Origin of the sequence: Mesorhizobium sp. B2-6-2 (assembly GCF_006440615.1) — a bacterium.
GTDB lineage: Bacteria > Pseudomonadota > Alphaproteobacteria > Rhizobiales > Rhizobiaceae > Mesorhizobium.
Window position 1 is genome coordinate 61,661 of the sequence record NZ_VFUG01000002.1, and the last position, 21,439, is coordinate 83,099.

A 21,439-nucleotide genomic window follows, 5' to 3' on the forward strand; every position below is an offset into this window, starting at 1 on the left:
CGCTTGCGAATGGGTCCGTCAGACACGGCCATGGACGGCCAAGAAGGCGACTTGTGATCAACCGGAAAGTTCGGGTCTAAAATCGGCGCGCATGCCGCTGCAAAGCTTGTGCGCGCGCACCACGGGTATAAACTCGGGAACAGTTTGAAGCCTGAGCAAGGAAGGTCAGTTTTCAGATGAATCTACGCATTTCGGGAAAACACATGGACATCGGCGATGCGTTCCGCACACGCATCAACGACCGGGTCGGCGAGGCGATCGAGAAATATTTCGATCGGGGTTTTTCAGGACATGTCACGGTCATCAAATCGGGGTCGCGTTTCTCCGCCGACTGCATGGTCCGGCTCGATTCCGGCGCTTCTTTGCAGGCGACCGGCGACGCCCAGGACCCGACGCTTGCCTTCGAGGCGGCCGCCGACCGCCTGGAAACGCGGCTGCGCCGCTACAAGCGCCGGCTGAAGTCGCGCAACACCGGCAACGGCAATGGCGAAGAGCCGACCGACATCGCCTACACCGTGATGGCTCCCCTCGCCGACGACGAGGAAGACATTCCGGAGGACTTCGCTCCGGTCATCGTCGCCGAATCAAGCGTGACGCTGCGGACCATGTCGGTGGCTTCGGCAGTCATCGAGCTCGACAACAGCGACAGCCCGGTCTTCCTGTTCCGCAACGCCGGAACCGACCATCTCAACATCGTCTACCGCCGGCCGGATGGCAACATCGGCTGGATCGATCCGTCGACGACCAAAGTCGCGCAAGGATAAAAAGCCAGCCGCGCAAGGGGGCGACGACTGGCGCGGCAGGCGAGCAAGGGATTTTTCAAGCATGGATCTCAGCGATCTCATCAGCGTTCCGGCGATCATGCCGGCGTTGAAGGCGAATTCCAAAAAGCAGCTTCTGCAATTGCTGTCGGAGAGGGCGGCGGCGATTTCGGGGGTTCCGGAGCGGGAGGTGTTCGACACCATCCTGCAGCGCGAGCGGCTGGGCTCGACCGGCGTCGGCAACGGCATTGCCATTCCGCATGGCAAGCTCGCCGGCGTGAAGCGGATCGCCGGCGTCTTCGCCCGGCTGGAGACGCCGGTCGATTTCGAAGCGCTGGACGACCAGCCGGTCGACCTGGTGTTTTTGCTGCTTGCGCCGGAAGGTGCCGGCGCCGACCATCTCAAGGCGCTGTCGCGCATCGCGCGCGTGCTGCGCGATGCCGACACGGTGGCCAAGATCAGGGGCACGCGCGACGCGGTGGCGATCCACGCGCTCTTGTCGGATGCGCAGGCCTCGCACGCGGCCTGACGTTTTTCGGTTCTTGGCTTAAATCTCTCGAGAGCCGCCGGGGGCGGCCCTTTCGATTCCAGACGTCACAGTCGCTATTCCCCACTTTTCGGGACTATGGCCTAGATGGCACGAGTTGGAGATTGGCCGAAACGCCCATCGCGATCGTCATTCTATGGCGGAGCAGGAGCGAAGCTCCGTCGCGAAGATCCTAGAATCCATGCCGTTACCTTCGCCAAGGAGTGCAACGGAGCAGAATTCCGCACCGTGGCGGCGCGTCGAAGTCACGGATTCTATGGTCTTCGCCGCGTCGCTTCGCTCCTCGCTCCGCCATAGAATGACGAGGTTGGGGCGGCCTCCACCAATCCCCCGCGTTTGCGCTGATTTCCCGCAAATGAACGGAAATCTTGCGCCAAGACAAACGGCAACCTTTCAAAAATCCCTGTGTCGGGGGAACTAGTGGATCGCGACGGTGGTGAGGTCGTTCTCCAGCGCGCCCGCCAGTGCCCGGTCGCGGGCGTCGGAAAGCAGGATCGGCTGGCCGTTGGCGGCAAACAGCGCCCACAGCTCCAGGCCGGGCGCGATCTCGCCAAGACCGGGGAAGCGGCCGCGCAGGTCGTCGCTCGACACTTTCCTGAGATAAGCGACCGAACCTTCGCCGAGATGGGCGAGTTCGCCGCTGGTCATGGTGATCGTTTCGTCAGTTCTGGTCATTTCAAGCCTCCTTGGCGCGAGGACGCCAGGATCGGCCGCCTCGCATAGAGCCATCGGCAAAGGTCAGTCTTTCACCGATATGTTTATTTTCCGTACCATCCGCTCGGACTCCGGCCGATCGAGATCGATCGACAGCAGACCGTTCTTCAGTTCCGCCGCGATCACCCGCATGCCGTCGGCCAGCACGAAGCAGCGCTGGAACTGGCGCGCGGCGATGCCGCGGTGCAGGAATTCGCGCTCGGTGTCGTCGGTCTGACGACCGCGCACGATCAACTGGTTTTCCTCCGTGGTGACATCGAGGTCGTTTTCTGCGAAACCGGCAACGGCCAGCGTGATGCGCAGCCTTTCGGCCTTGCCGTCGGCGGCATTGAGGCGCTCGATGTTGTACGGAGGGTAGCTGTCGCCGGACTTCGCCAGACGCTCAAGCGTCTTTTCCATGGCATCAAAACCCAGGAGAAGCGGGCTGGAGAAAGGCGTCATTCGACTCATTGTTACACTGTCCTCTGAAGAGCGACACAAACTGGAAAAACCCGGATGGCATTTTTCCCGATGGTCTTGATATGGTCCGTCGCGCGATCAAGTTCAAGCCGCCAAACCAGTATGACGTTTCGTCGAACCGTCATCTTCATCCAGCCTTTCATTGGAGCATGATTTCGTCCGAAGACCGGTTCCCACTTTTTGGGAACCATGCTCTAAAACCCGCCCAAAAAGACTCCCCAAAAGGAAATGAAATGCCCCAGTCCAGAAAGATCATCATCGACACGGATCCCGGCCAGGACGATGCCGTCGCCATATTGCTGGCGCTCGGCAGCTCCGAGCTGGAGATCGTCGGCATCACCGCGGTTGCCGGCAACGTGCCGCTGAATCTGACCCAGAACAACGCCCGCAAGATATGCGAGCTGGCCGGCCGGCCCGATATCAAGGTCTATGCCGGCGCCATCCGGCCGCTGGCGCGCGAGCTCGTCACCGCCGAGGAGGTGCATGGCAAGACCGGCCTGAACGGCCCGCAGCTGCCGGAGCCGACCATGCCGCTCCAGGAACAATACGCCGTCGATTTCATCGTCGAGACGCTGATGCGCGAGGAAAGCGGCACCATCACGCTCTGCCCGCTCGGACCGCTCACCAACATCGCGCTGGCGCTGATCCGCGAGCCCAGGATCGCGCCGCGGATCAAGGAAATCGTCCTGATGGGCGGCGGCTTCTTCGAAGGCGGCAATGTCACGCCGGCCGCCGAATTCAACATCTATGTCGACCCGCAGGCCGCCGATCTGGTGTTCAAATCAGGCATCCCGATCGTGATGATGCCGCTCGACGTCACCCACAAGGCGCTGACGACGTCCCAGCGCATACAGGCGTTCCGCAAGCTCGGCACCAAGGTCGGCACCGCGACCGCCGAGATGCTGGAGTTCTTCGAGCGCTATGACGAGGAAAAATACGGCACCGATGGCGGGCCGCTGCACGATCCATGCGTGATCGCCTATCTCGTCAAGCCGGAACTGTTCAAGGGCCGCCACTGCAATGTCAGCGTCGAGACCGCGTCGGAGCTCACCATGGGCATGACGGTGATCGACTGGTGGGGCGTCACCAAGCGCAAAAAGAACGCCATGGTGATGCGCGACATCGACCATGACGGCTTCTTCGCACTGCTGGTGGAGCGGCTGGGACGGCTGTAAGAGCCGCTTCTTCCTTCCCCCCTTGTGGGGGAAGGTGGATCGGCGCGAAGCGCCGAGACGGATGAGGGGTGTTCCAGCGGAGTGAGACGTTGGTATTCCCTGGAGCACCCCTCATCCGACCGAGCTTCGCTCGGCCACCTTCTCCCACAAGGGGAGAAGGGGAAGCCTTGTCACTTCGCCTTCGAGAACGCAAGCCACAGTCCGCCGCCGACCAGGAAGCTGCCGCTGATGCGCGACATGAGCCTGACGCGGCTGGCCGACAGCAGCCGACCGGCGCGGCCCGCGGCAAGGGCATAGGTCGAGTCCGACATGGCGGCGAAGATCATCGCTGTCAGGCCCATGACGACGATCTGCAGCGTATAATTGCCCTGCGGCGCGATGAACTGCGGGAAGAAGGCGCCGAAAAACACCAAAGTCTTCGGATTTGAGATCGCCACCAGAAAACCCTGCAGGAAGAAGCCGCCGCGCGGCTTTTTGGCCGAGCCGTCGGGGTTCAGCGTACCCTTGGCGCGGAACATCTGCACGCCCATCCAGATCAGATAAGCGGCGCCGATCAGCCGCACCCATTCGAACCAGTGGCCCATGCCGGCGATCAGCGTGTTGAGGCCGATGCCGACGATGGCGATCATGATGGCAAGGCCGGCCTGGGTGCCGGCGACGTTGGCCAAGCCCGCGCGCGAGCCGTGGCGGATGCTGTTGGCGATGATCAGCGTGACCGTGGGCCCCGGCACCAGGATAATGACGATGCAGGCGACGACATAGGTGGCGTAGAGTTCCAGCGACATGATTTCCCTCGAACAGGACAGCGCCGACTTGGGCGGAGCGCGATCAATGCACGGGATTGACGCCCGCGCAAGCTCGTCGGGCAGGACGGCTCGTCACGCGGCCCCCGCCGTCCAGGGCAGCGTCGCCTCGTAGGCTGCGCCGGCCCTGAGCACGGCGAGGTCGCCGCGCGGGCGGCCGATCAGCTGCATGCCCATGGGCCGGCCCTTCTCGTCGAAGCCGGCCGGCACGTTGAGCGCCGGGCAGCCGCCCAGCGTGGCAAAGGCAGAGACCTGCATCCAGCGATGATAACTGTCCATGGCCCGCCCCGCGACCTCGCGCGGCCAGTGGGTGGTCACGTCGAAGGGGAAGACCTGGGCGGTGGGCAGCGCGATCAGGTCGAAGCGCTCGAACAGCGCAAGCAGCGTCCTGAGCCAGGAGGTGCGCCGGACGGTCGCGGCATGGATCTGCGGCGCGGTCAGGCGCATCGCCTGCTCCACTTCCCAGACGGCCTCAGGCTTCAGAAGCCCGCGTTTTGCCGGGTCGTCGTAGTGCGCTTTCAGTCCGCAGCCGGTGCTCGCCTGGCGCAAGGTGACAAAAGCCTGCCACAATGCCTCGAAGTCGACATCCGGCACCAAGGCCTCGCTGTGGAAGGAAGCATCGGCGAAGCGGGCAAGCGCGGCCTCGCAAAGGTCGAGCACGCCGGGCTCCGTCGGCAGGCGGCCGCCGAGGTCGCCCAGCCAGGCGATGCGGCCGCCTGACGCTTTGATCCGCAAACCTTCAAGGAACGAGCCCGTCTTGTCGTGCGAAAGCGGCGCATGCGGGTGATAGCCGGCCTGTTCGTCGAGCAGCAGTGCGATGTCGCGAATGTTGCGGCCCATCGGCCCCTCGACGCCCATCTGCGAATGGAAGACATCGACGTCCGGGCCTGCAGGCACAAGACCCTGCGAGGGACGGAAGCCGTAGACATTGTTGTAGGCCGCCGGATTGCGCAGCGAACCGCCGAAGTCGCTGCCGTCGGCGACCGGCACCATGTCGAGCGCCAGCGCCACAGCCGCGCCGCCGCTCGAGCCGCCGGCGGTCAGCGCCGGGTCGAAGGCGTTGAGCGTCGGCCCGAAAACCGGATTGTAGGTGTTGGAGCCGAGGCCGAATTCCGGAACATTGGTCTTACCGATGATGATGGCGCCGGCCTTGCGGACGCGCTCGACGAAGAAGTCGTCCGTGTCGGGAATGAAATCGGCAAAGATCGGCGAGCCGAAGGTGGTTCTGAGCCCCTTGGTCTGGGCAAGGTCCTTGATGGCGATGGGCAGGCCGAATAGCGATCCGGCCTCGCCGCCTTGCGCCAGATCGGCATCGGCCCTGTCGGCCTCGGCAAGGACATCGGCGCGCTCGCGCAGCGAGACGATGGCGTTGACCAGCGGGTTGACCGCCTCGATGCGGTCGAGGAAGGCGCCGGCCACCTCGCGCACCGACAAATGGCGCTGCCTGATCTCGCCGGCGAGCTCGACGGCGGAGAGGCGGCAGATATCGCCGGCCGGCGGCACTGCATGTCTTGTGACGGGACGCATGGCCGCTACCGCGCCGCCGCCAAGGCGGTATCGACATCTTTTGCCAACGGAATCGCCGGCTGCGCGCCGGGTTTCAGGCAGGCGAGCGAGCCGGCTACGGCGGCGCGGGCAAGCGCTTCCTCAAGCGACTGGCCAGACGACAGGCCGGCGCCGAAATAGCCGCAAAACGTATCGCCGGCGCCGACCGTGTCGACCGGGGTGATCTTCAGCGCCGGAACGGCAAGGAAATCGCCCGGCGTGGCGGCCAGCACCCCGTCGCCACCGAGCGTGACGACGATGATGCGGCCTGTCTTTTTGGCATAGTCGCGCATGCGGGCCGGGCGGTCGCGCCCCGAAAGCGCCAGCGCCTCGCCATAGAGATCGAACTCGGTTTCGTTGGCGACCGCATAATCGGCCTTGCCGAGGAGGCCGGCGGCTTCGGCACGGAAGGGGGCGGTGTTGAGCAAGCTGACGGCGCCCGCCGCGCGCGCCGCGTCGAGTGTGGCCTCGACCGTCTGCAACGGGATCTCGTGCTGCAAGAGAACGACGTCGCCTTTCTTGAGATAGGCCTTTGCGACATCGCCCGGCACAACCGAATCATTGGCGCCCGGCACGACGGCGATGACATTTTCCCCGTCGGCGCCGACCAGGATCAACGCCGTGCCGGTGGAGGCGAAGCTCTCGCCGACACCGGACAGATCGACATTGCCGGCCTTGAGAAGGGCGAGCGCCTCGGCGGCAAAACTATCCTTGCCGACCGCGCCCACCATGCGCACTTGCGCGCCGGCGCGCGCCGCGGCCAGGGCCTGGTTGGCGCCCTTGCCGCCGGGCGCGGTGGCGAAGCCGGAGCCGCGCACCGTCTCGCCGGGTTCCGGCAAGCGGTCGACATTGGCGATGAGGTCGAGGTTGATCGAACCGACAACGATAATCAAAAAACTGCCTCCCGGTGAAGCGGGTCAGCCTGTACTGAAAGGCGGACCTGCTCCAAGACTTCTGCTTTCTTGCGCAATTCCAGGGGAAATACATGAAGTGTTTTTCCCCCTGAAATTGCCGGCTGGGCGCGAAGCTAGCCGCAAAGCGCGCCGGTTGCCAGATCATGTCGTCGCTGGCGCGATCTGGCCCACAGCATCATTCGCAACGCACAGTGACCTCCGCCTGGTAACTGCCCGCCGGGAAGATGCCCGGCGACTTCGTGGCGGTCAGATCGACCTGGATCGTATGGGTGCCGTTGGCCAGCTTTTGCGGCGAGCTGCCCGGGTTATCCAATCCCGAGCCGTCGAGGCGGAAGACGGAGGCGAAAGAGACGTCGGTGTCGCCGCCGCTCGGAGCCGAGGTGAAGGCGATCGGAGCCGGCGCGGAGACGGTATAGCAGTCTAGCAGGTTCAGGATCGAACACAGCGTCGAGTTCGCGATGATGGTGGCGCCGGCGCTCGACCCGCCCGCCTGCCTGGAACCGAATATGTTGATAGAGGGGTTCGACTTCATCGTTCCCGAGGCACCGATCATGATGGTGCAGGTGCCGATGATCGCCGCCTGTGCCGGGGGACAGAAGCCGGCAAGCGCTGCCATCGTAAGCAGCGCGCGGCTATTTCCGCTTCTTTTTCGTTTCATTGCCGGTTGTGCCTCGGATGCTCCAGCCTTCGTTGGCCCATCCTGCCGATGCGGCCGAGCGAGCCGTAGGAGCCTCGGAAGCCGTGGCAGCGGTGCTCGTCGTGCTTCCCGTTGTCTGACCATCGGTGCCAAGGCCCATTTTCAGGAGCTTCAATTCAAGCTGCAGGCGCTCGACTTCCAGCTCGTAGAGGCGGCTGCAATCGACGCGTTTCGGCGTCCGCCCGATCGGGATCACCACGCGGCCGTATGTGGCGATGTCGCTATTGGCCTGGTTGCTGCTGTTGTTGCCCCGGATGACGCCGAGGTCGAGATAGGCGCCGCTGCCGGAGACGGCTGAGCGGCAGGTCGTGCCATCGCTGGCATGAACCTCGTCCTGGCCCTGAGGCAGGCTGACGCCGGGCAGACTGAAACCGGTCTGGTTCTGATTCAGGTTCAGGATGTCCTCGGCAAGCCCCTGACTTACGACAGCCAAGGCGGACAGCAGGGACAAGGTCAGAACTTGCGATGCCCGAAAAACTTTCCGCATATCTGTGCCCTTATCTGGGTCTGCTCGCTTGGAAAGGGGATACTCTCGGTACAGATACGCACTTTACGCTCGTTGGCGCCGTCGAACGGGACGACCACCAGAACCGGACGCGACGCCTGGCCGGCCAAAAGGAAGGCGCTTGGCGTGATCTTGGCGTCGACCGGCTGGAAATCCTGGTCATAGACATGAACCTCGACACGTATGCGCTGGTTATACGGGTTGCCTGGGAAGACACGAACGGCGAAGGCATCCGCGAAGGATCGCACCTCGCCCCGCATCGGCGTCATCGACTGGCCGATCGCGGCGATGGGAAACAGCACGGCAGTCAGGCCCGCCGCCAGAATTGCAATCGTTCTCAAGGATCACTCCTTTCGCGACAAGACTATTCGCAGCGCAGCGTCACCGTTGCTTGGTAGTTGCCGGCGGAGAAGCGGTTCGTGCCGCTCTTGGTGCCGGCAAGATTGACGGCGACCGTGGATGTGCCTGGCACCGTCAGGGCCGTCGCAGTGCCGGTTTCGGCAATCGTCTGAGCGCCGGAAGTGGCGAAGGTGGGGGTCCATGTCGTCGCCGTAACGTCCGAGGCCGGCACGGTCGTCGTGGTTACCGGGTCTACGCTGAGCGAGACGCCGCCCGTGGTATCGACCTGAGCGCTGCCGGCTGAGCCGCCGGCATTATGCGAGCTCAGCGACTGAAGATTGCTGCTGACGGTCATCGTGCCGTTGGAGTTGATCGTGACCGTGCAGGTCGCGGTGATCGTACCATTGAACAGCACATTTCCGGTGGTGGCCGCCGATGCTGCCTGGCCGGCGCAGGCGGCGAGCACGCTCGCAGCCATGACGGCGCGAAAGAACTTCATTGAGACCCCGCTTTCGAGCCGGATAATGCGGCTCAATTTGGGGTTATCTTCTCTTTACCGTGGTTAATTTAGCGTTAAGTGAAATAACAGCGGAAAGCAACTTCAAAGAAAGCCGGCAATAACCAGAGGTTGTCGCCGGTTGCATTCATGAACAAGGCTGTTTATTTGTTTGGCTTGTGCCCCTTTATATTTTGATACGCGGTTTTTCGCAAGGGGGCGCGAAAAAATCGATTGTTTTCAGGACGTCACTTGTCCCGCTTCCCAACCGAGGATGGCGCGCTTGCGCGTCAGGCCCCAGTGATAGCCGGTGAGCGCGCCGGACTTGCCCAACGCCCGGTGGCAGGGCACTACGAACGACATCGGGTTGGCGCCCACCGCCGCGCCCACGGCCCGGCTCGCGCTTGGCGCGCCGATGCTTGCCGCGATCGAGGAATAGCTACAGGCCCTGCCCATCGGGATGCGCAGCAGTGCTTCCCAGACGCGCAGCTGGAAATCGGTGCCGATCATCACCACGCGCAGCGGCTGGTCGGCGCGCCATTGCGTCGGGTCGAAGACCCGCGCGGCGTAAGCCTGCGTAGCGGACATGTCCTCGACATAGGTCGCGTTCGGCCAGCGGCCGGACATGTCGGCGAAGGCCGCCCGCTCGCCGCCCGCGTCACAGAAGGCGAGGCCGGCGAGACCGCGGTCGGTGACCATGATCAGCGCGATGCCGAAAGGCGAGATGTGATAGCCGTAGCGGATGGTGAGACCCGCGCCCCGGGTCTTATAGTCGCCGGGCGACATCGCCTCATGGGTGACGAAGAGGTCGTGCAGCCGGCCGGGACCGGACATGCCGAGCTCGAACGAGGTCTCCAGGAGCGGCATGCCTGAATCCAGCAGCCTGCGCGCGTGGTCGAGCGTCACCGCCTGCAGGAAGGCCTTGGGCGACAGTCCGGCCCAGCGCGTGAACAGTTTCTGCAGGCCGGTCGGCGTCTCGCCGACTTCCTCGGCCAGGACCTCGAGCGAGGGCTGGTCGCGATAGTCGAGGCTGATCTTCTCGATGGCGCGGCGCACGACGTCGTAGTCGCTGCCTTCCGGCGTGATGTCGTTCTCAAGGATCGCGGTCGGTTTCATCCGCGTATTCATGGTCATCTGCGCGTTCATGGCAATATCTCCTTGACCGCGAATATCGGTCTTCCAGAGCTTGGCCACCACCCGAAACTTGCCTTCCCGCCGCCGGCACCCAGATAGAGTCAGCTTCGGGCCGAAGAGGACGATCATGGCCGTCGAAAAGGTTAATCTGACCGGGGCAAGGGAGACCTTGCTGATGACGCTCTACGGCAAGGCGCTGGAGAGCCGGCTGCCCAATTCGCTGCTCCAGGATCGCTTTGCCGACGAGGCGGTGCGCAGGATCGACTATGATTTCTCGAGGCTCAAGGTCGACGGCAATCTCGGGCTGGGATTTGCAATCAGGGCGAAGACACTGGACGTCCGCGTCCGCGATTTCCTTGCGCGATATCCGGATGCGATCGTGCTGCATCTGGGATGCGGGCTCGATACGCGGATCTTCCGGGTCGACCCACTGCCAGGCGTCGATTGGTTCGACGTCGATTATCCTGACGTCGTCGCGCTCAGGCGCAGGCTTTATCCGTGCAGGGACCGGTATCATCTGATCGCTTCGCCGGTTACCGAACCGGCCTGGCTGGCCGAGGTGCCGCGCAATCGCCCGGCGATGATCGTGGCCGAAGGGCTGACGCCGTATCTCGCCGCCGACGAGGGGCCGCGGCTGTTTGCGCGCCTCGTCTCGCATCTGGCCGGCGGCGAGTTGATGTTCGACGCCTACAGCCGTTTTGGATTGAAGCTGATGCGTCTCAGCCCTGCCTTGAAGGCAACGGGCGCCGAAGTCCATTGGGCCATTGAGGATCCGCGCGAACTGGAGCGAGCCATCCCGAAACTTCGCTTCATCGGCGAGGTTCCGTCCTACAAGCCGGAGCAAGGGGCGCGCCTGGGCTGGTCCGCGCGTCTGTTCGTTGGCCTCTGGAGGCTTATCCCCGCGATGCGCAAGGTCGGCAGGCTGCTGCGCTACCGGTTCTGAAACGCTTACGTATCAGCGCGTCTTGGCGGTCGCCAGCGCGCGCGAAAAGGCGCTAGCAAAACTTTCGCGGTCGTCGGGATTGAGAAAGCCGCCAATCGCGACACTCTTGCCTTGCGCCTCGACGGCCATCTTGGTGATGCCGATCTCGCTGTGGCGGGCGATCGAGAACCGCGTCCAGAACGGGTTGAAGCGATGGTTTTCCGAGCGGCCGGAAGGCGCTGTCTTGCGAATGTCGAGACTGGTGCGCGAGACCGAGATTTCCTCGCGGGCGCGCGCAGCCCGGTAATTGGCGCGGAAAGCGATGTAGACGGCGACCACGTCGAGGCCGAAGAAGCCGAACACCGGCCATGCGCCATGCGCCAGGAAGAAAGCGCCGGTGACCGCCCAGCCGAACAGAAGCGCTCCCATCAGGATCAGGAAGCCGGTGCGGCCGAGCGAGCGGTGCGGCGTCAGCAAGGCCTGGAAAAATGGCTCGTCGGCCTGGAACGAGGCGTTTGTGTCGCTCATGAGGGAATATTATAGGAGGGAAATGGCGCCTCCCAAGTCGAAAAAATCCGCAGCTGTCAAAAAACCTCAGCCCGCTATCCCGGGCGGCGGCCGGGCGCCTGGTCGACGGCCGCGAAAAGCCGCCACGCGGTCGCTCTACAGTCCCGCCGAGGTGCATGAGATATTCCGGCGCTTTTCCGTGCAGCGGCCTGAGCCGAAAGGCGAGCTCGACTATGTCAACGCCTTCACTCTGCTGGTCGCGGTGGTGCTGTCGGCGCAAGCGACGGACGCCGGCGTCAACAAGGCGACGAAGGCGCTGTTCGCCGCGGCCGACACGCCGGCCAAGATGCTGGCGTTGGGCGAGGCCAAGGTCGGCGACTATATCCGCACCATCGGTCTGTGGCGCAACAAGGCCAAGAACGTGATCGCGCTGTCGAAGGCGCTGATCGACGATTATGCAGGCCAGGTGCCGCAGGATCGCGACGAACTGGTGAAGCTGCCGGGCGTCGGGCGCAAGACCGCCAATGTCGTGCTCAACGTCGCCTTCGGCCAGCATACGATGGCGGTCGACACCCATATCTTCCGCATCGGCAACCGCATCGGGCTGGCGCCCGGCAAGACGCCGGAACAGGTCGAACAGGGGCTGCTCAGGGTCATCCCCACCGACTATATGCGCCATGCGCATCATTGGCTGATCCTGCATGGCCGCTATGTCTGCAAGGCGCGCAAGCCCGATTGCCCGATCTGCGTCATCGCCGATATATGCAAGTCGAAGGAAAAGACCACCGACGTGCCGGCCCCGCTGGTACCGATCGCGCCGCTGGATGAGACGTATCCGGTCGGGGCTTAGAGAGACTTTTCCGGTATTATGGCGCAAACGCCACGGGAAGTGAATCCGGCCTTAGCCTATCTTCCGAGCCATGGAACACAACCCGCACTTTACGCACTCATTAAACTTCATGCCGAGATCGGCTGGAAGCTACAGGCCAATCAGGCGCAGCGTGAAAAGCTCATCGAAGACATGAAGCATGTCGAGGCGGTGCTGCACCTACTAGAGCCAGGTTTCAACGCACAGGCGATATCGATCAAGCGCCGCAACAACCCGAACCCGCTGTTCAAGCCCGGGCATGTCATTCGGGGCGCGCTGGACGTTCTCAGGACGGCTACAGCGCCTATGAGCGCCGAAGAGATCGCGCTGGTTCCAAGGGCGTTGAAGGGCCTGAGCGGGACGACCTCCACCGCCTGTATGGCGCAGTAAGTTCGTCTCTCTTGAACAACAACGACGCTGCACGGAGGCGGGCCACGGCGCTGGACTTTACAGCGCTAACTCACGACGCGGAGGGCGACCCTTGCCGCTTGAGGATCAGGCGTCTGCTCAACGGAAATCGTGCCGTCTTCGGAAATCTTGAAAACGCGCCCCCTGAAAGAGGGCAAAACAGCATTTTCGGCACGGACGGATTCGACCACGCTCTGAATGAGTTTTAACTGCCCGTCCCGGCCCCGCCCGCTCGGTATGATGACAAGCCCAGCATGGCGCGGCGTCAGGCGAGCGAGCCTTTCGAAATCACCATAATTGATGGTCACAACAGATCGGTCCTCATCTTGAGCGACCTTCCACACTTCATGGTCGCCCGCCTTGAGCATGTTCCTATCGCGAGTGCTGGTCGTATCGACCTGCATCTCCCAAAGGGGCTTGTTCAAAGCGGGCGAGATGTTTTCATCCAACATCAATTTCAGCATGCTTGTCAGCCTCGTCGTCGCTATCGCTCGCGCGGGGCCGACCTGTCGTCGGATGGGCGCGATAATAAAGATGTGCGAACCGCACATCATCTTCATTTAAATACGGGTAGTCCTCCAGAATATTCTTCACCGGTTCACCGCTTTCCACCATCTTTCCGATGTGGTTCACGGCCAATCGAGAGTCTTTGAATACGGCTTCGCCTCCGAGAGTGTCCTCTCTCTCTTCTATGCGTTCAAACCCGCAGTAATAGAGGTGAAGACGCGGCGCGACTTGATGCAACACCCGGCCCATGTCCAGCGTGACATATCTATCGATATCGACATGCATATAGTCACAGGATGCTGCCGCCCTCCTAGTGAACTTTACACATGCGTCTGGATCGGCCTTGAACCAAGAACCATCTATCAGACGGTCAAGCTTGGATAGCGCCACCCTTCTCATTTCAACATCCAGATGGGCGTTCCCGTAGACGGCCGCGAAGGAAACAACATAACTCCACGGAAATGCTATCCGAGCATCCGTCAGACGCATAATTCTTGGCTCTACAATTACCCCCCTTTCGATATCTTTTCGCACGCGCTTTTCGGATACGTCGGCAAGAGTCACTACCTCTTTGAGCGACAGCAGAGCGCGCGCAGCACTTGCGCTAGGATTCCTCTCCTCGTTCATGCAGACATGGTTCATCATTCAGCTCCTTCAAGGAAACCATTCCCTGAATGGGGAATAGTTTTATCACCAGAAAGTTCCGGCTTCAAGGAAAATATGCATTTGACGCCTACCCATGGCGTTTTCTACGCTCCGGGTTGCCGAGAGTTTTCATGGATTGGCGGCAGAATCTAATTGCGAACCACAAGGCTGAAATCGTGCCGTTGCGCGAAGAGATTCGACAAGAGCAGGAAAGTCCCGGCGAGATCGGCTCAACATTGCCGAACGGAACGCGGTTAGCCTGGGTGCTGAAATCATAGCTGACAATCTCAGGATGATCGCCACGCTTGAAGGGATCATAGCGCGCGCCGAAACTGACGATTAAACCGACGTCGCCGGCCCGCGATGAAACAGGCCGGCGACAGTTTCAGTTCGGCTATTCGTTCGAACCGTCAATCGCCTTCTGGCGAGTCTTGCGGTCGCCTTCTATAGCGCTCTTGATCGATGACGCCGATTGCTTGGTGGCGTCGCGACATTCAACGAAACCAGCCGACTGTTGCTGCTCAATGCGCTCGGAAGCCAATGCTTCTGCAGCCATGGTATAGGCCAGTTCGGGCAACGTCATATGGTCCCGAATATTAGCCTTTGGCGGCAGCCCGCGCCTTACGCGGATCTGCTTGGCCGTCCCGCCGTGCAGTTCCTTGTACGTCTCATTGGTGCAGATGGCGTACTCCACGGGTTCCTTCACGCCATGCTCGTCAAGGGCCTGCGTGTACTTCTTCCTAACGGCCCTTCCGATTTGACGGTGCAGATCACGGTCATCGGCGGCAGGCTTCCGCGAGATGATCTCCGGGATGAGTGTTTCGTCGCCGCGCTGATAGCGAAGGAAGACATCGCGGATTTCGACGCCGAGCTTCGGGGACAAGTATTCAGCATACGCAAGCGCGAGGTTTTCGTGCGCCCATGTGCCGCCGCCTTTTCCAGCCTTCGTGTAATAGACAGACCGGATTTCATCCCTCGACAAAACCCCGGATTTTCCGGTGTTTTTGACCAACAGTGCCGTGATAGCGCCCTTAGCGCCCGGCAAGGCCAACCAATCCGATGGCGTCTGGTTTTTGGAATATCCAGCCGCGACATGGATGTCGTTGAGGCAAACAAGACCGTTCTCATCGACTCGAATACGGGTCTTCTTAAAGAGGATAACTTTCATTTCCGGCATTACGACATAAACCTTTCTTGACGTCGTTATGCGGCGGAGAAATGGCTTGACAATGGGAGGGAGGAACCCCATTTAGCCGTCAAGTGATCACTTCTCCACCGCAAGGTGGTGTTCAATGGCCCGGCGGTGGTTGCACACCGACCGGGCCGCTCTGTTTTTCCCGACAATTTCGGTAAAACTGTCAGTAAGTAGGTATCTGCCTATCTACTGACAAGTTCCTGACGGAACTATTTCGCGCTTTTCTAAAGTCTAGAGAAATAATCGACTTCAAAACTCGTTTTGCACGCAAATAATATTGCGCCGCACAAATTGTGCTTGGTTATGCCACTTTGCGACGCCGCCAGTAGCCAGTGAAATCGACAGACGGTTTCCGCTTCAAGGCGTTGCCGGCGACGCGCTGGACCTTCGCCATTGGCATTGCGGCGGTTGTCTTCGCGCCATGCGGCTTCCTGCGCATACCAGAGTAGATAGGCACCGGCGATATGATGATGGTGGCCGATCTCGGCACGGTGCAGGCGGTTGAAATATTCCTCTGCCATTGGTGCAGGCACCGTCGGCGCTGTAAGCCTCTTGGTGGTTGATGCGCTTCATTTTCGAAGCGCGAATGCAGGCCATTCCAAGCCGCAGCTTCGTCGACGTCGACGACCGTGCCTTCGGCAATGCGCGACTTGATCCAGTTAAGCGCAGCGCCTTCCGTGCCGAACACTGCCGGCAGCGAATTGCCGTTGCGCCCGCGGATGATGACGACAGCCTTGCGCCTGCCGTTCTGGTTTTCCCAAAGGCGACGGTCGAGGCGATTTTCCTTGCGGTTCGCCGGCTTCACATAGCCGCCGAAGTGCCCGCCGTCGATCTCGGCCACCTTGCCTTCACCGCCGATGGTGCGGCCCTTCATTTCCTCTGCCATGGCTTCACGCATCTTGTGGCAGAGAACGAAAGCGGCCTTGTAGGACAGCCCCAGGTCGCGGGACATGGCGAGCATGCTCTTGCCCTTGACCTCATTGCAGAAGATCGCGATGGCCGCCAGATAGCTGCGCAGGGGCAGCTTGTGCGACGCGAACAGCGTGCCGGACGTGATGCTGAAATCCTTCTGGCAGGCGCGGCGCCGGAAGCGGCTGGCACCATTCGGAGGGCGGCAATCATAGGCATCGACGCCACCGCAAGATGGGCAAACCGGCTGGCCGTTCTATGTCCGCGCATTTCTATTTGGCGGCGCTTGCCGCCACGGGGAAAGAGGGCGTAAGTCTAGCGGACATCTAGGGCTTTCAGGGCGGTAGGGGATGCTGCGAAACTGGAAAGCATGGCCGTTGGCCATCGGCTTTGTTATCGCCTTGGTGGGGTTCAGCCTCTCACAAGAGGCGCAATCAAATCAGCAAAGCCGGCCTCCACAACCAAGTGCTCCCGAAAACCAGCAACCCACCAAGCAGGACAGCGAATCCCAATTTCTCGCGACCACACCAAGCAAGCCTGTCGGCGAAGAAAAGCGCGCCGATGACGAGCAGAGCAGCGCCGGCAAAGAGTGGCGCGAAAGCCTCATTGAACATGCGCCCGACTGGTCTGTCGCGTTCTTCACCTTTGTCCTGTGCGTGTTCACCGGCTTGCTCTGGCGCTCCACCAACAAGCTCTGGCTGGCCGGCGAAAAGCAAATGAAGCTGATTCAGGACAACGCCGCTCTGCAATCCGCCGATATGCAGGCTTCTATCAAAGTCGCAGAGGACGCTGCCAAGGCTGCTAACAGATCCGCCGAAGTTGCCGAACGGACTATGGTGCTGAATGACCGGCCTTGGGTCGGGGTAGAACTTCAGATTCTCCGCCCACTGGTTTTTACCGCCGATGATTGCAGCATCAAATTGGATGTGACGATCACCAATCATGGCCGGTCGCCGGCTATCAGGACCGAAGCTTACGTCGAATTTTTTGTTTCCACTAGGAGGGCAGTCGAGTGGAGAGCCAAAATGGAAGACAACTCCAGATACATGGTTGCGAACATGTTTGGTCAAACATTGTTTCCCGCCGTCCCCCGCCCGAAAAAGTGGTCTCTCACCGTAAGCAGGGATGATATCTCGGCCGGGATGGCTGAGGACGAAGAAAATCGTCTTCGGCCGGTAGTGGCGTACTGTGTTTATTACAGTCTCCCAACGGGTGGCCGCGCCCGCTATACGTCCGGCATCCGAGAAATCTTCAGAATTGGCCATGAGCCTTTCGACGGCAAACCGGCCACTTTCACTGATCGCGAAATCAGATTCTTGGACATGGTGACTGAAGACGCCACCTGAGCCTATCGCCAAGAGAAACGTTACCAGAAGCCCTGTCATGTCAGCACCCGCTGACATGTGGGTTAGGTCTGTCGCCGACCCGAGGCGTTTGCGCCATAATATCGGATTTCTGCTCTAATAACCGTAACCGCGCGCCATGGCCGCGGCGAAAACCGGAATGAGCAGGAAGATAAAGCCCTCGGCGCGGACATAGTTCTTCACCGATGCCAGTTCCGCCGCCGGCACCGCGAAAGACGGACTGCCGCTCGCCTGCCTGTTCCAGGAGAGGAAGCGTATGGTCGGCACAATCGACAGCAGGCCGACGATGACGAAGGCCGCCATCTTTGCCCAGAACACCCAATTATAGACGTAGAATTCCCAGCCCTTCAGACCGAAGAACACCCGGCAGATGCCGACGATGACGATCAGCGCGGCGATGATGCCGTAGTGGCGGTCGATGCCGGCAAGGCGCTTCAGCGTCGCCGCTGCCAAATCGCCGCGCACCAGCACGAACTCGGCGCCGATGATGCCGGCCAGCGAGAACACCAGAAGGTGATGCGCGATCGCCAGCAACAGGTCTATGGTGTCCATGGTTCTTCGTTCGGTCGACTTGCGTTTCTGGTCGGCTTCGCGCGCAAACTAGCATCGCCGGGCGAAAAGCCCATAGCGATGCAGCCGTGCCATGGCCGTTATGGCTGGAAGAGCCAACGCATTGGCCTGGCTCTTGATCGAGCGTGCTGTTTTGCTAAGCGCTGTCGCGTCAATGGAGGGCAATGCCATGAGCATCAGAACCGAAGCCGGCGTGCCGCTTCTCGAAACGGCGCGCACCGTTTTGCGGCCGCACAGGCTGGACGATTTTGAAACCTATGCCGCCATGTGGGCGGAGCCCGCCGTCACCCGTTTCATCGGCGGCAAGCCGCGCACGCGCGAGGAGAGCTGGATGCGCTTCCTGCGCCATGCCGGCCTATGGTCGCTGATCGGCTATGGATTCTGGGCGATCGAGGACAAGGCGACGGGGCGCTTCATCGGCGAGGCCGGCTTCCACGACCTCAAGCGCGAGATCGTGCCGTCTCTCGAAGGCGTGCCGGAGGCCGGCTGGGCGCTGGCCTCCGAGGCGCATGGCCAACGGCTTGCGAGCGAAGTCGTGGGGCGGATCGTCGCCTGGAGTGACGAGACGTTCGGACAGGCAAGAACCGTCTGCATCATCGATCCTGAAAACCGCGCCTCGCAGAAGGTGGCTGAAAGGAACGGCTATAGAGAGATTTTGCGGACCACCTATCACGAGAAGCCGACGATCCTGTTGGAACGGCAGGCCGGATCCGGAAAAGGAGGCGCTTAACCCGCCTTGCGGCGCAACGCCCCTGCCACTCCGTTCCACGCGTCCGCCTTTGCACCTGGACGGCTGCCCAGCACCGTCGTCGCGTCGAATGGCTGGGGCCTCGCTATGGCATAGCCCTGCGCGTAATCGACGCCGATCGCCTTCAAGGCTTCGACGATGCCATCGCTTTCGACGAATTCGGCGATGGTGCGTTTTCCCGTCACCTTGCCGATGTGATGGATCATCTCGACCATCGCGCGGTCGATGCGGTCGTCGAGCATGTCCTTGACGAAGCCGCCGTCGATCTTGAGGTAGTCGACCGGCAGATGCTTCAGATAGGCGAAGGACGACATGCCGGAGCCGAAATCGTCGAGCGCGAAGCGGCAGCCCAATCCGCGCAGGTCGGCAATGAAGCGCATGGCGTCGGTCAGATTGGCGATGGCGCTGGTCTCGGTGATCTCCAGGCAGATCGTCTCGGGCGCAATGGCGTGCGCAGCGAACTGCTCGCGCATGAAGCCGAGAAATGTCTCGTCGCCGAAAGTGGCGCCGGAGAGATTGATCGCGCAGGTGGATATCGGCGTCGCGCGCGGATCGGTGCGTCGCGACGCCAATATGGCGAAGGCGTTGCGTACCACCCAGCGATCGATCGCCGGCATCAGTCCGTAGCGCTCCGCCGCCGGGATGAAGCTCTGCGGGGTGACGAAGCTGCCGTCCTCGTCGGTCAGCCTGAGCAGGATTTCGACATGCGCGCCTGCCTCGGCAATATCATCGCGCAACGGCGCGATCTCCTGCGCATGCAGCCGGAAGCGGTTCTCATCCAGCGCGGCATGCAGGCGCTGCACCCAGGCCATCTCGCCGAAGCGCTCGCGCAGCGCCCTGTCGCCGTCGCTGTGGAGCTGGACGCGGTTGCGGCCCTTTTCCTTGGCCATGTAGCAGGCGACGTCGGCGGCGCGCAGCACTTCCTCCAGCGTCATGCCGACATTGGCTACTTCGACCATGCCGATGCTGACGCTGATGTTGAAGGGACGCCCTTCCCAGGAAAAGTGCAGATCCTGGACCGTGGCGCGCAACCGTTCGGCGGTGGCGGCGGCGCAGTCGGCATCGCAATCGAAGAGCAGCACGCCGAACTCGTCGCCGCCCAGTCTCGCCAGGATGTCGCCGGGCGGCAGCTCGTTGGCGAGCAGCGCCGAGATTTGGCGCAACAACTGGTCGCCGGCGGCGTGGCCGCAGGTATCGTTGACCAGCTTGAACTGATCGAGGTCGAGATACATCAGCGCGTGCCGGCGCGACCTTTCCGGCGCTTCGGAGATCGCGCTCGCCAGACGCTTCTCGAAGTCGCGGCGGTTGACGAGACCGGTCAGCGCATCATGCGATGCCTGCCACGACAGGCGCTCGATATAGTCCTGCTCGCGCGTCATGTCGTGCAGGGCCAGGACGCAACCCAGGATCGAGCCGGAAACGATCAGCGGAGCGCCGTTCAGCGCCACCGGCACGACCGAACCGTGGGGGCGCTCCAGAAGCTGCGGGCGAACATTGGAGCGGCGCGGCTCGCCCGCCAGCAGGCGCGGGATCAGATCGGTCTCCTCGACGCCACTGTCCTTGTCCACGAGCCGGAACAACGAGGCGACCGACCTGCCTTTGGCGGCGGCTAAAGAGCAGGCAAGCAGCCTTTCCGCTCCAGCATTCATGTAGTCCAGCCGCCCCTCGGCATCGGTGCTGATGACGGCCTGGCCGATCGAGGCCAATGTGATCTGAGCCCGCTCGCGCTCGGCGCTGAGGGCCGTCTGAAATGCCTGACGCTGTTTCATCAGCTTTCGCGTGCGCCAGACGGCGAGCAGGATAAGCAGCGCGGCTGTCGCGAGATTGGCCGCCGTCAGCGCCGTCTTGATGAAGCGCGACCCCTCGCCGAGACTGTCGGAGAAGGCCTTGGCGAGCGGCCCGATCTGGTGGTCGATCTGGTGGATTTGCACTTTCCAGAGAGCGATCTCGGCTGACGATGGCGGCCCTTTTTCGAGCCTGCGATGTATGTCGTCGCCAAGTCTTTCGATGGCGAGGATCATCTCGTCGGCAGCCGTCCAGTGCCGGATCGCCGTGTCGAGATAGCTGACGCCGCGGAAATTCCGGAACAGCCAGATCAGGCCGGCGACATCGTCGGGATGGTTGTTGCCGCCGAGAAAGCCAAGCCTGGCCGCATTCGTGTCGGGCTCAGCCTGTTCGAGCGCAAGCCGCGCGGTTCGATCGGCCAGAGGCACGGCGACGGCCTGACGATATTCGCTGAAATACTCTTCTCGGCCGGTGTCGGCATAAAGGCTGAGGAAATAGATGGCGTGCTTCTGCCCCTTCGACCATTGGCTTTCGCCGCCGACATAGGCGCGGACGGCTGACAACGTGTGGAGGCTGAGGGTCGCGACCAGCGCCTGGATCAGGACGACCGCGACGAAGGGCCAGACCAGCCCGATGAGGCGCGGGGCAGCATCGGTCGATGAGAGCTTCATCCCATTCCCATGGCGCGTGCGCAGGCCCCCTCGGTGTCTGTCCGACTGGCTCATCCGCCGGTTGAGACGATGTTCTTCCCCACATGCCGTCCGGTTACTGGCGACATCAATCCAAATAACGTGCCTGGATTAACAGTCGATAAATTTGCCCAGTATTTGTTTCATGAGTTATTGCTCAGCAAAAGAAGGACGCCTACGCGCTTGATGCCGATATTTCGTGCATAGTGTCGATCCACAGTGCGAGGACGCGG

General features: G+C 61.8%; 27 protein-coding genes. 10 read left to right on the plus strand and 17 right to left on the minus strand.

Features of this window, described 5'->3' with window-relative positions:
- The first annotated feature begins 176 nt into the window (after positions 1–176).
- A complete protein-coding gene (gene raiA / locus FJ419_RS05640) occupies positions 177–764 on the plus strand; it encodes a ribosome-associated translation inhibitor RaiA (RefSeq protein WP_140546445.1) in 588 nt (195 codons plus the stop codon).
- Between the two features lie 61 nt (positions 765–825).
- Positions 826–1,290 carry a PTS IIA-like nitrogen regulatory protein PtsN gene (ptsN, locus tag FJ419_RS05645; RefSeq protein ID WP_140688275.1) on the plus strand — a complete coding sequence of 155 codons (465 nt, stop codon included), beginning with the start codon at positions 826–828 and terminating at the stop codon, positions 1,288–1,290.
- Between the two features lie 435 nt (positions 1,291–1,725).
- Here the strand turns inward: ptsN and FJ419_RS05650 are convergent, their stop codons facing one another.
- Both FJ419_RS05650 and FJ419_RS05655 read right to left on the minus strand, forming a co-directional pair.
- Positions 1,726–1,983, minus strand: a complete 258-nt coding sequence (locus tag FJ419_RS05650) for a DUF1150 family protein (RefSeq protein ID WP_036257920.1) — start codon at positions 1,981–1,983, stop codon at positions 1,726–1,728.
- 63 nt (positions 1,984–2,046) lie between these two features.
- A complete protein-coding gene (locus tag FJ419_RS05655) occupies positions 2,047–2,472 on the minus strand; it encodes an Hsp20 family protein (protein WP_140688277.1) in 426 nt (141 codons plus the stop codon).
- 242 nt (positions 2,473–2,714) lie between these two features.
- On the opposite strand from FJ419_RS05655, the gene FJ419_RS05660 reads away from it, so the two are divergent.
- Positions 2,715–3,656, plus strand: a complete 942-nt coding sequence (locus FJ419_RS05660) for a nucleoside hydrolase (RefSeq protein WP_140688280.1) — start codon at positions 2,715–2,717, stop codon at positions 3,654–3,656.
- Positions 3,657–3,826: 170 nt separating this feature from the next.
- On the opposite strand, the gene FJ419_RS05665 is transcribed toward FJ419_RS05660, so the two are convergent.
- From FJ419_RS05665 to FJ419_RS05700, 8 genes are all read right to left on the minus strand, one after another.
- A complete protein-coding gene (locus FJ419_RS05665; RefSeq protein ID WP_140688282.1) occupies positions 3,827–4,441 on the minus strand; it encodes a LysE family translocator in 615 nt (204 codons plus the stop codon).
- 93 nt (positions 4,442–4,534) lie between these two features.
- A complete protein-coding gene (locus FJ419_RS05670; RefSeq protein ID WP_140688285.1) occupies positions 4,535–5,986 on the minus strand; it encodes an amidase in 1,452 nt (483 codons plus the stop codon).
- A gap of 5 nt (positions 5,987–5,991) precedes the next feature.
- Positions 5,992–6,897 carry a ribokinase gene (locus tag FJ419_RS05675; protein WP_140688287.1) on the minus strand — a complete coding sequence of 302 codons (906 nt, stop codon included), beginning with the start codon at positions 6,895–6,897 and terminating at the stop codon, positions 5,992–5,994.
- A 196-nt stretch (positions 6,898–7,093) separates the two neighbouring features.
- Positions 7,094–7,576 carry a hypothetical protein gene (locus FJ419_RS05680; RefSeq protein WP_140688289.1) on the minus strand — a complete coding sequence of 161 codons (483 nt, stop codon included), beginning with the start codon at positions 7,574–7,576 and terminating at the stop codon, positions 7,094–7,096.
- Positions 7,551–8,102 carry a hypothetical protein gene (locus FJ419_RS05685; RefSeq protein WP_140688291.1) on the minus strand — a complete coding sequence of 184 codons (552 nt, stop codon included), beginning with the start codon at positions 8,100–8,102 and terminating at the stop codon, positions 7,551–7,553. Before FJ419_RS05685 ends, FJ419_RS05680 begins: the two co-directional genes overlap by 26 nt.
- Positions 8,069–8,461, minus strand: coding sequence for a hypothetical protein (locus FJ419_RS05690; protein WP_140688293.1), 393 nt, complete (start codon positions 8,459–8,461; stop codon positions 8,069–8,071). The genes FJ419_RS05685 and FJ419_RS05690 overlap by 34 nt, the downstream gene beginning before the upstream one ends.
- A gap of 23 nt (positions 8,462–8,484) precedes the next feature.
- Positions 8,485–8,958: a hypothetical protein gene (locus FJ419_RS05695; RefSeq protein ID WP_140546268.1), complete on the minus strand. Its 474-nt coding sequence runs from the start codon at positions 8,956–8,958 to the stop codon at positions 8,485–8,487.
- A gap of 237 nt (positions 8,959–9,195) precedes the next feature.
- The gene (locus tag FJ419_RS05700; protein ID WP_181170621.1) at positions 9,196–10,101 is read right to left on the minus strand and encodes a methylated-DNA--[protein]-cysteine S-methyltransferase; all 906 of its coding nucleotides are present in this window, start codon (positions 10,099–10,101) and stop codon (positions 9,196–9,198) included.
- Positions 10,102–10,216: 115 nt separating this feature from the next.
- Between FJ419_RS05700 and FJ419_RS05705 the strand changes: the two genes are divergently transcribed.
- Entirely contained in the window at positions 10,217–11,032 is an 816-nt protein-coding gene (locus FJ419_RS05705) for a class I SAM-dependent methyltransferase (RefSeq protein WP_140688296.1), read from the plus strand.
- A 12-nt stretch (positions 11,033–11,044) separates the two neighbouring features.
- Here the strand turns inward: FJ419_RS05705 and FJ419_RS05710 are convergent, their stop codons facing one another.
- Positions 11,045–11,539: a DUF2244 domain-containing protein gene (locus FJ419_RS05710; RefSeq protein ID WP_140688298.1), complete on the minus strand. Its 495-nt coding sequence runs from the start codon at positions 11,537–11,539 to the stop codon at positions 11,045–11,047.
- Positions 11,540–11,561: 22 nt separating this feature from the next.
- Here FJ419_RS05710 and nth point away from each other — a divergent pair, with 22 nt between their 5' ends.
- Both nth and FJ419_RS05720 read left to right on the plus strand, forming a co-directional pair.
- The gene (nth, locus tag FJ419_RS05715) at positions 11,562–12,368 is read left to right on the plus strand and encodes an endonuclease III (protein WP_140688300.1); all 807 of its coding nucleotides are present in this window, start codon (positions 11,562–11,564) and stop codon (positions 12,366–12,368) included.
- A gap of 18 nt (positions 12,369–12,386) precedes the next feature.
- On the plus strand, positions 12,387–12,776 hold the full coding sequence (locus FJ419_RS05720; RefSeq protein WP_140688302.1) for a hypothetical protein: 390 nt from the start codon (positions 12,387–12,389) through the stop codon (positions 12,774–12,776).
- A 65-nt stretch (positions 12,777–12,841) separates the two neighbouring features.
- Here the strand turns inward: FJ419_RS05720 and FJ419_RS05725 are convergent, their stop codons facing one another.
- Positions 12,842–13,258 (minus strand): DUF5615 family PIN-like protein, encoded by a 417-nt coding sequence (locus FJ419_RS05725; protein ID WP_140688304.1) that lies wholly within the window; start codon positions 13,256–13,258, stop codon positions 12,842–12,844.
- Complete coding sequence (locus FJ419_RS05730; RefSeq protein ID WP_210241647.1) at positions 13,236–13,943, minus strand: DUF433 domain-containing protein; 708 nt, start codon at positions 13,941–13,943, stop codon at positions 13,236–13,238. The genes FJ419_RS05725 and FJ419_RS05730 overlap by 23 nt, the downstream gene beginning before the upstream one ends.
- Positions 13,944–13,975: 32 nt before the next feature.
- On the opposite strand from FJ419_RS05730, the gene FJ419_RS30700 reads away from it, so the two are divergent.
- The gene (locus FJ419_RS30700) at positions 13,976–14,224 is read left to right on the plus strand and encodes a hypothetical protein (RefSeq protein ID WP_181170622.1); all 249 of its coding nucleotides are present in this window, start codon (positions 13,976–13,978) and stop codon (positions 14,222–14,224) included.
- 116 nt (positions 14,225–14,340) lie between these two features.
- Here FJ419_RS30700 and FJ419_RS05735 read toward each other — a convergent pair whose 3' ends face one another.
- Entirely contained in the window at positions 14,341–15,123 is a 783-nt protein-coding gene (locus FJ419_RS05735; RefSeq protein ID WP_181170623.1) for a KilA-N domain-containing protein, read from the minus strand.
- A gap of 242 nt (positions 15,124–15,365) precedes the next feature.
- The gene (locus FJ419_RS31410; RefSeq protein ID WP_140688308.1) at positions 15,366–15,662 is read right to left on the minus strand and encodes a transposase; all 297 of its coding nucleotides are present in this window, start codon (positions 15,660–15,662) and stop codon (positions 15,366–15,368) included.
- Between the two features lie 41 nt (positions 15,663–15,703).
- On the opposite strand from FJ419_RS31410, the gene FJ419_RS31415 reads away from it, so the two are divergent.
- Positions 15,704–16,363 carry a hypothetical protein gene (locus tag FJ419_RS31415; protein WP_181170642.1) on the plus strand — a complete coding sequence of 220 codons (660 nt, stop codon included), beginning with the start codon at positions 15,704–15,706 and terminating at the stop codon, positions 16,361–16,363.
- Between the two features lie 64 nt (positions 16,364–16,427).
- The gene (locus FJ419_RS05750; RefSeq protein WP_140688312.1) at positions 16,428–17,396 is read left to right on the plus strand and encodes a hypothetical protein; all 969 of its coding nucleotides are present in this window, start codon (positions 16,428–16,430) and stop codon (positions 17,394–17,396) included.
- 114 nt (positions 17,397–17,510) lie between these two features.
- Here the strand turns inward: FJ419_RS05750 and FJ419_RS05755 are convergent, their stop codons facing one another.
- Complete coding sequence (locus FJ419_RS05755) at positions 17,511–17,966, minus strand: DUF2214 family protein (RefSeq protein WP_140688317.1); 456 nt, start codon at positions 17,964–17,966, stop codon at positions 17,511–17,513.
- 187 nt (positions 17,967–18,153) lie between these two features.
- Between FJ419_RS05755 and FJ419_RS05760 the strand changes: the two genes are divergently transcribed.
- Positions 18,154–18,714 carry a GNAT family N-acetyltransferase gene (locus FJ419_RS05760; protein WP_140688321.1) on the plus strand — a complete coding sequence of 187 codons (561 nt, stop codon included), beginning with the start codon at positions 18,154–18,156 and terminating at the stop codon, positions 18,712–18,714.
- Here the strand turns inward: FJ419_RS05760 and FJ419_RS05765 are convergent.
- Entirely contained in the window at positions 18,711–21,188 is a 2,478-nt protein-coding gene (locus tag FJ419_RS05765) for an EAL domain-containing protein (RefSeq protein WP_140688326.1), read from the minus strand. The genes FJ419_RS05760 and FJ419_RS05765 overlap by 4 nt on opposite strands.
- Positions 21,189–21,439: the final 251 nt, after the last annotated feature.

What these genes read in the sequence shown, in the direction of transcription:
- FJ419_RS05710 (WP_140688298.1), bottom strand. Translation starts at nt 11,539, where the DNA reads ATGAGCGACACAAACGCCTCGTTCCAGGCCGACGAGCCATTTTTCCAG.
- FJ419_RS05680 (WP_140688289.1), bottom strand. Translation starts at nt 7,576, where the DNA reads ATGAAACGAAAAAGAAGCGGAAATAGCCGCGCGCTGCTTACGATGGCA.
- FJ419_RS05670 (WP_140688285.1), bottom strand. Translation starts at nt 5,986, where the DNA reads ATGCGTCCCGTCACAAGACATGCAGTGCCGCCGGCCGGCGATATCTGC.
- raiA (WP_140546445.1), top strand. Translation starts at nt 177, where the DNA reads ATGAATCTACGCATTTCGGGAAAACACATGGACATCGGCGATGCGTTC.
- FJ419_RS05765 (WP_140688326.1), bottom strand. Translation starts at nt 21,188, where the DNA reads ATGAAGCTCTCATCGACCGATGCTGCCCCGCGCCTCATCGGGCTGGTC.
- FJ419_RS05755 (WP_140688317.1), bottom strand. Translation starts at nt 17,966, where the DNA reads ATGGACACCATAGACCTGTTGCTGGCGATCGCGCATCACCTTCTGGTG.
- FJ419_RS05760 (WP_140688321.1), top strand. Translation starts at nt 18,154, where the DNA reads ATGAGCATCAGAACCGAAGCCGGCGTGCCGCTTCTCGAAACGGCGCGC.
- FJ419_RS05685 (WP_140688291.1), bottom strand. Translation starts at nt 8,102, where the DNA reads ATGCGGAAAGTTTTTCGGGCATCGCAAGTTCTGACCTTGTCCCTGCTG.
- FJ419_RS05660 (WP_140688280.1), top strand. Translation starts at nt 2,715, where the DNA reads ATGCCCCAGTCCAGAAAGATCATCATCGACACGGATCCCGGCCAGGAC.
- FJ419_RS05735 (WP_181170623.1), bottom strand. Translation starts at nt 15,123, where the DNA reads ATGCCGGAAATGAAAGTTATCCTCTTTAAGAAGACCCGTATTCGAGTC.
- FJ419_RS05720 (WP_140688302.1), top strand. Translation starts at nt 12,387, where the DNA reads ATGGCGCAAACGCCACGGGAAGTGAATCCGGCCTTAGCCTATCTTCCG.
- FJ419_RS05725 (WP_140688304.1), bottom strand. Translation starts at nt 13,258, where the DNA reads ATGCTGAAATTGATGTTGGATGAAAACATCTCGCCCGCTTTGAACAAG.
- FJ419_RS05655 (WP_140688277.1), bottom strand. Translation starts at nt 2,472, where the DNA reads ATGAGTCGAATGACGCCTTTCTCCAGCCCGCTTCTCCTGGGTTTTGAT.
- nth (WP_140688300.1), top strand. Translation starts at nt 11,562, where the DNA reads ATGGCGCCTCCCAAGTCGAAAAAATCCGCAGCTGTCAAAAAACCTCAG.
- FJ419_RS31410 (WP_140688308.1), bottom strand. Translation starts at nt 15,662, where the DNA reads ATGGCAGAGGAATATTTCAACCGCCTGCACCGTGCCGAGATCGGCCAC.
- FJ419_RS05650 (WP_036257920.1), bottom strand. Translation starts at nt 1,983, where the DNA reads ATGACCAGAACTGACGAAACGATCACCATGACCAGCGGCGAACTCGCC.
- FJ419_RS31415 (WP_181170642.1), top strand. Translation starts at nt 15,704, where the DNA reads ATGCGCTTCATTTTCGAAGCGCGAATGCAGGCCATTCCAAGCCGCAGC.
- FJ419_RS05730 (WP_210241647.1), bottom strand. Translation starts at nt 13,943, where the DNA reads ATGAACCATGTCTGCATGAACGAGGAGAGGAATCCTAGCGCAAGTGCT.
- FJ419_RS05695 (WP_140546268.1), bottom strand. Translation starts at nt 8,958, where the DNA reads ATGAAGTTCTTTCGCGCCGTCATGGCTGCGAGCGTGCTCGCCGCCTGC.
- FJ419_RS30700 (WP_181170622.1), top strand. Translation starts at nt 13,976, where the DNA reads ATGGGGAATAGTTTTATCACCAGAAAGTTCCGGCTTCAAGGAAAATAT.
- FJ419_RS05665 (WP_140688282.1), bottom strand. Translation starts at nt 4,441, where the DNA reads ATGTCGCTGGAACTCTACGCCACCTATGTCGTCGCCTGCATCGTCATT.
- ptsN (WP_140688275.1), top strand. Translation starts at nt 826, where the DNA reads ATGGATCTCAGCGATCTCATCAGCGTTCCGGCGATCATGCCGGCGTTG.
- FJ419_RS05705 (WP_140688296.1), top strand. Translation starts at nt 10,217, where the DNA reads ATGGCCGTCGAAAAGGTTAATCTGACCGGGGCAAGGGAGACCTTGCTG.
- FJ419_RS05700 (WP_181170621.1), bottom strand. Translation starts at nt 10,101, where the DNA reads ATGAACGCGCAGATGACCATGAATACGCGGATGAAACCGACCGCGATC.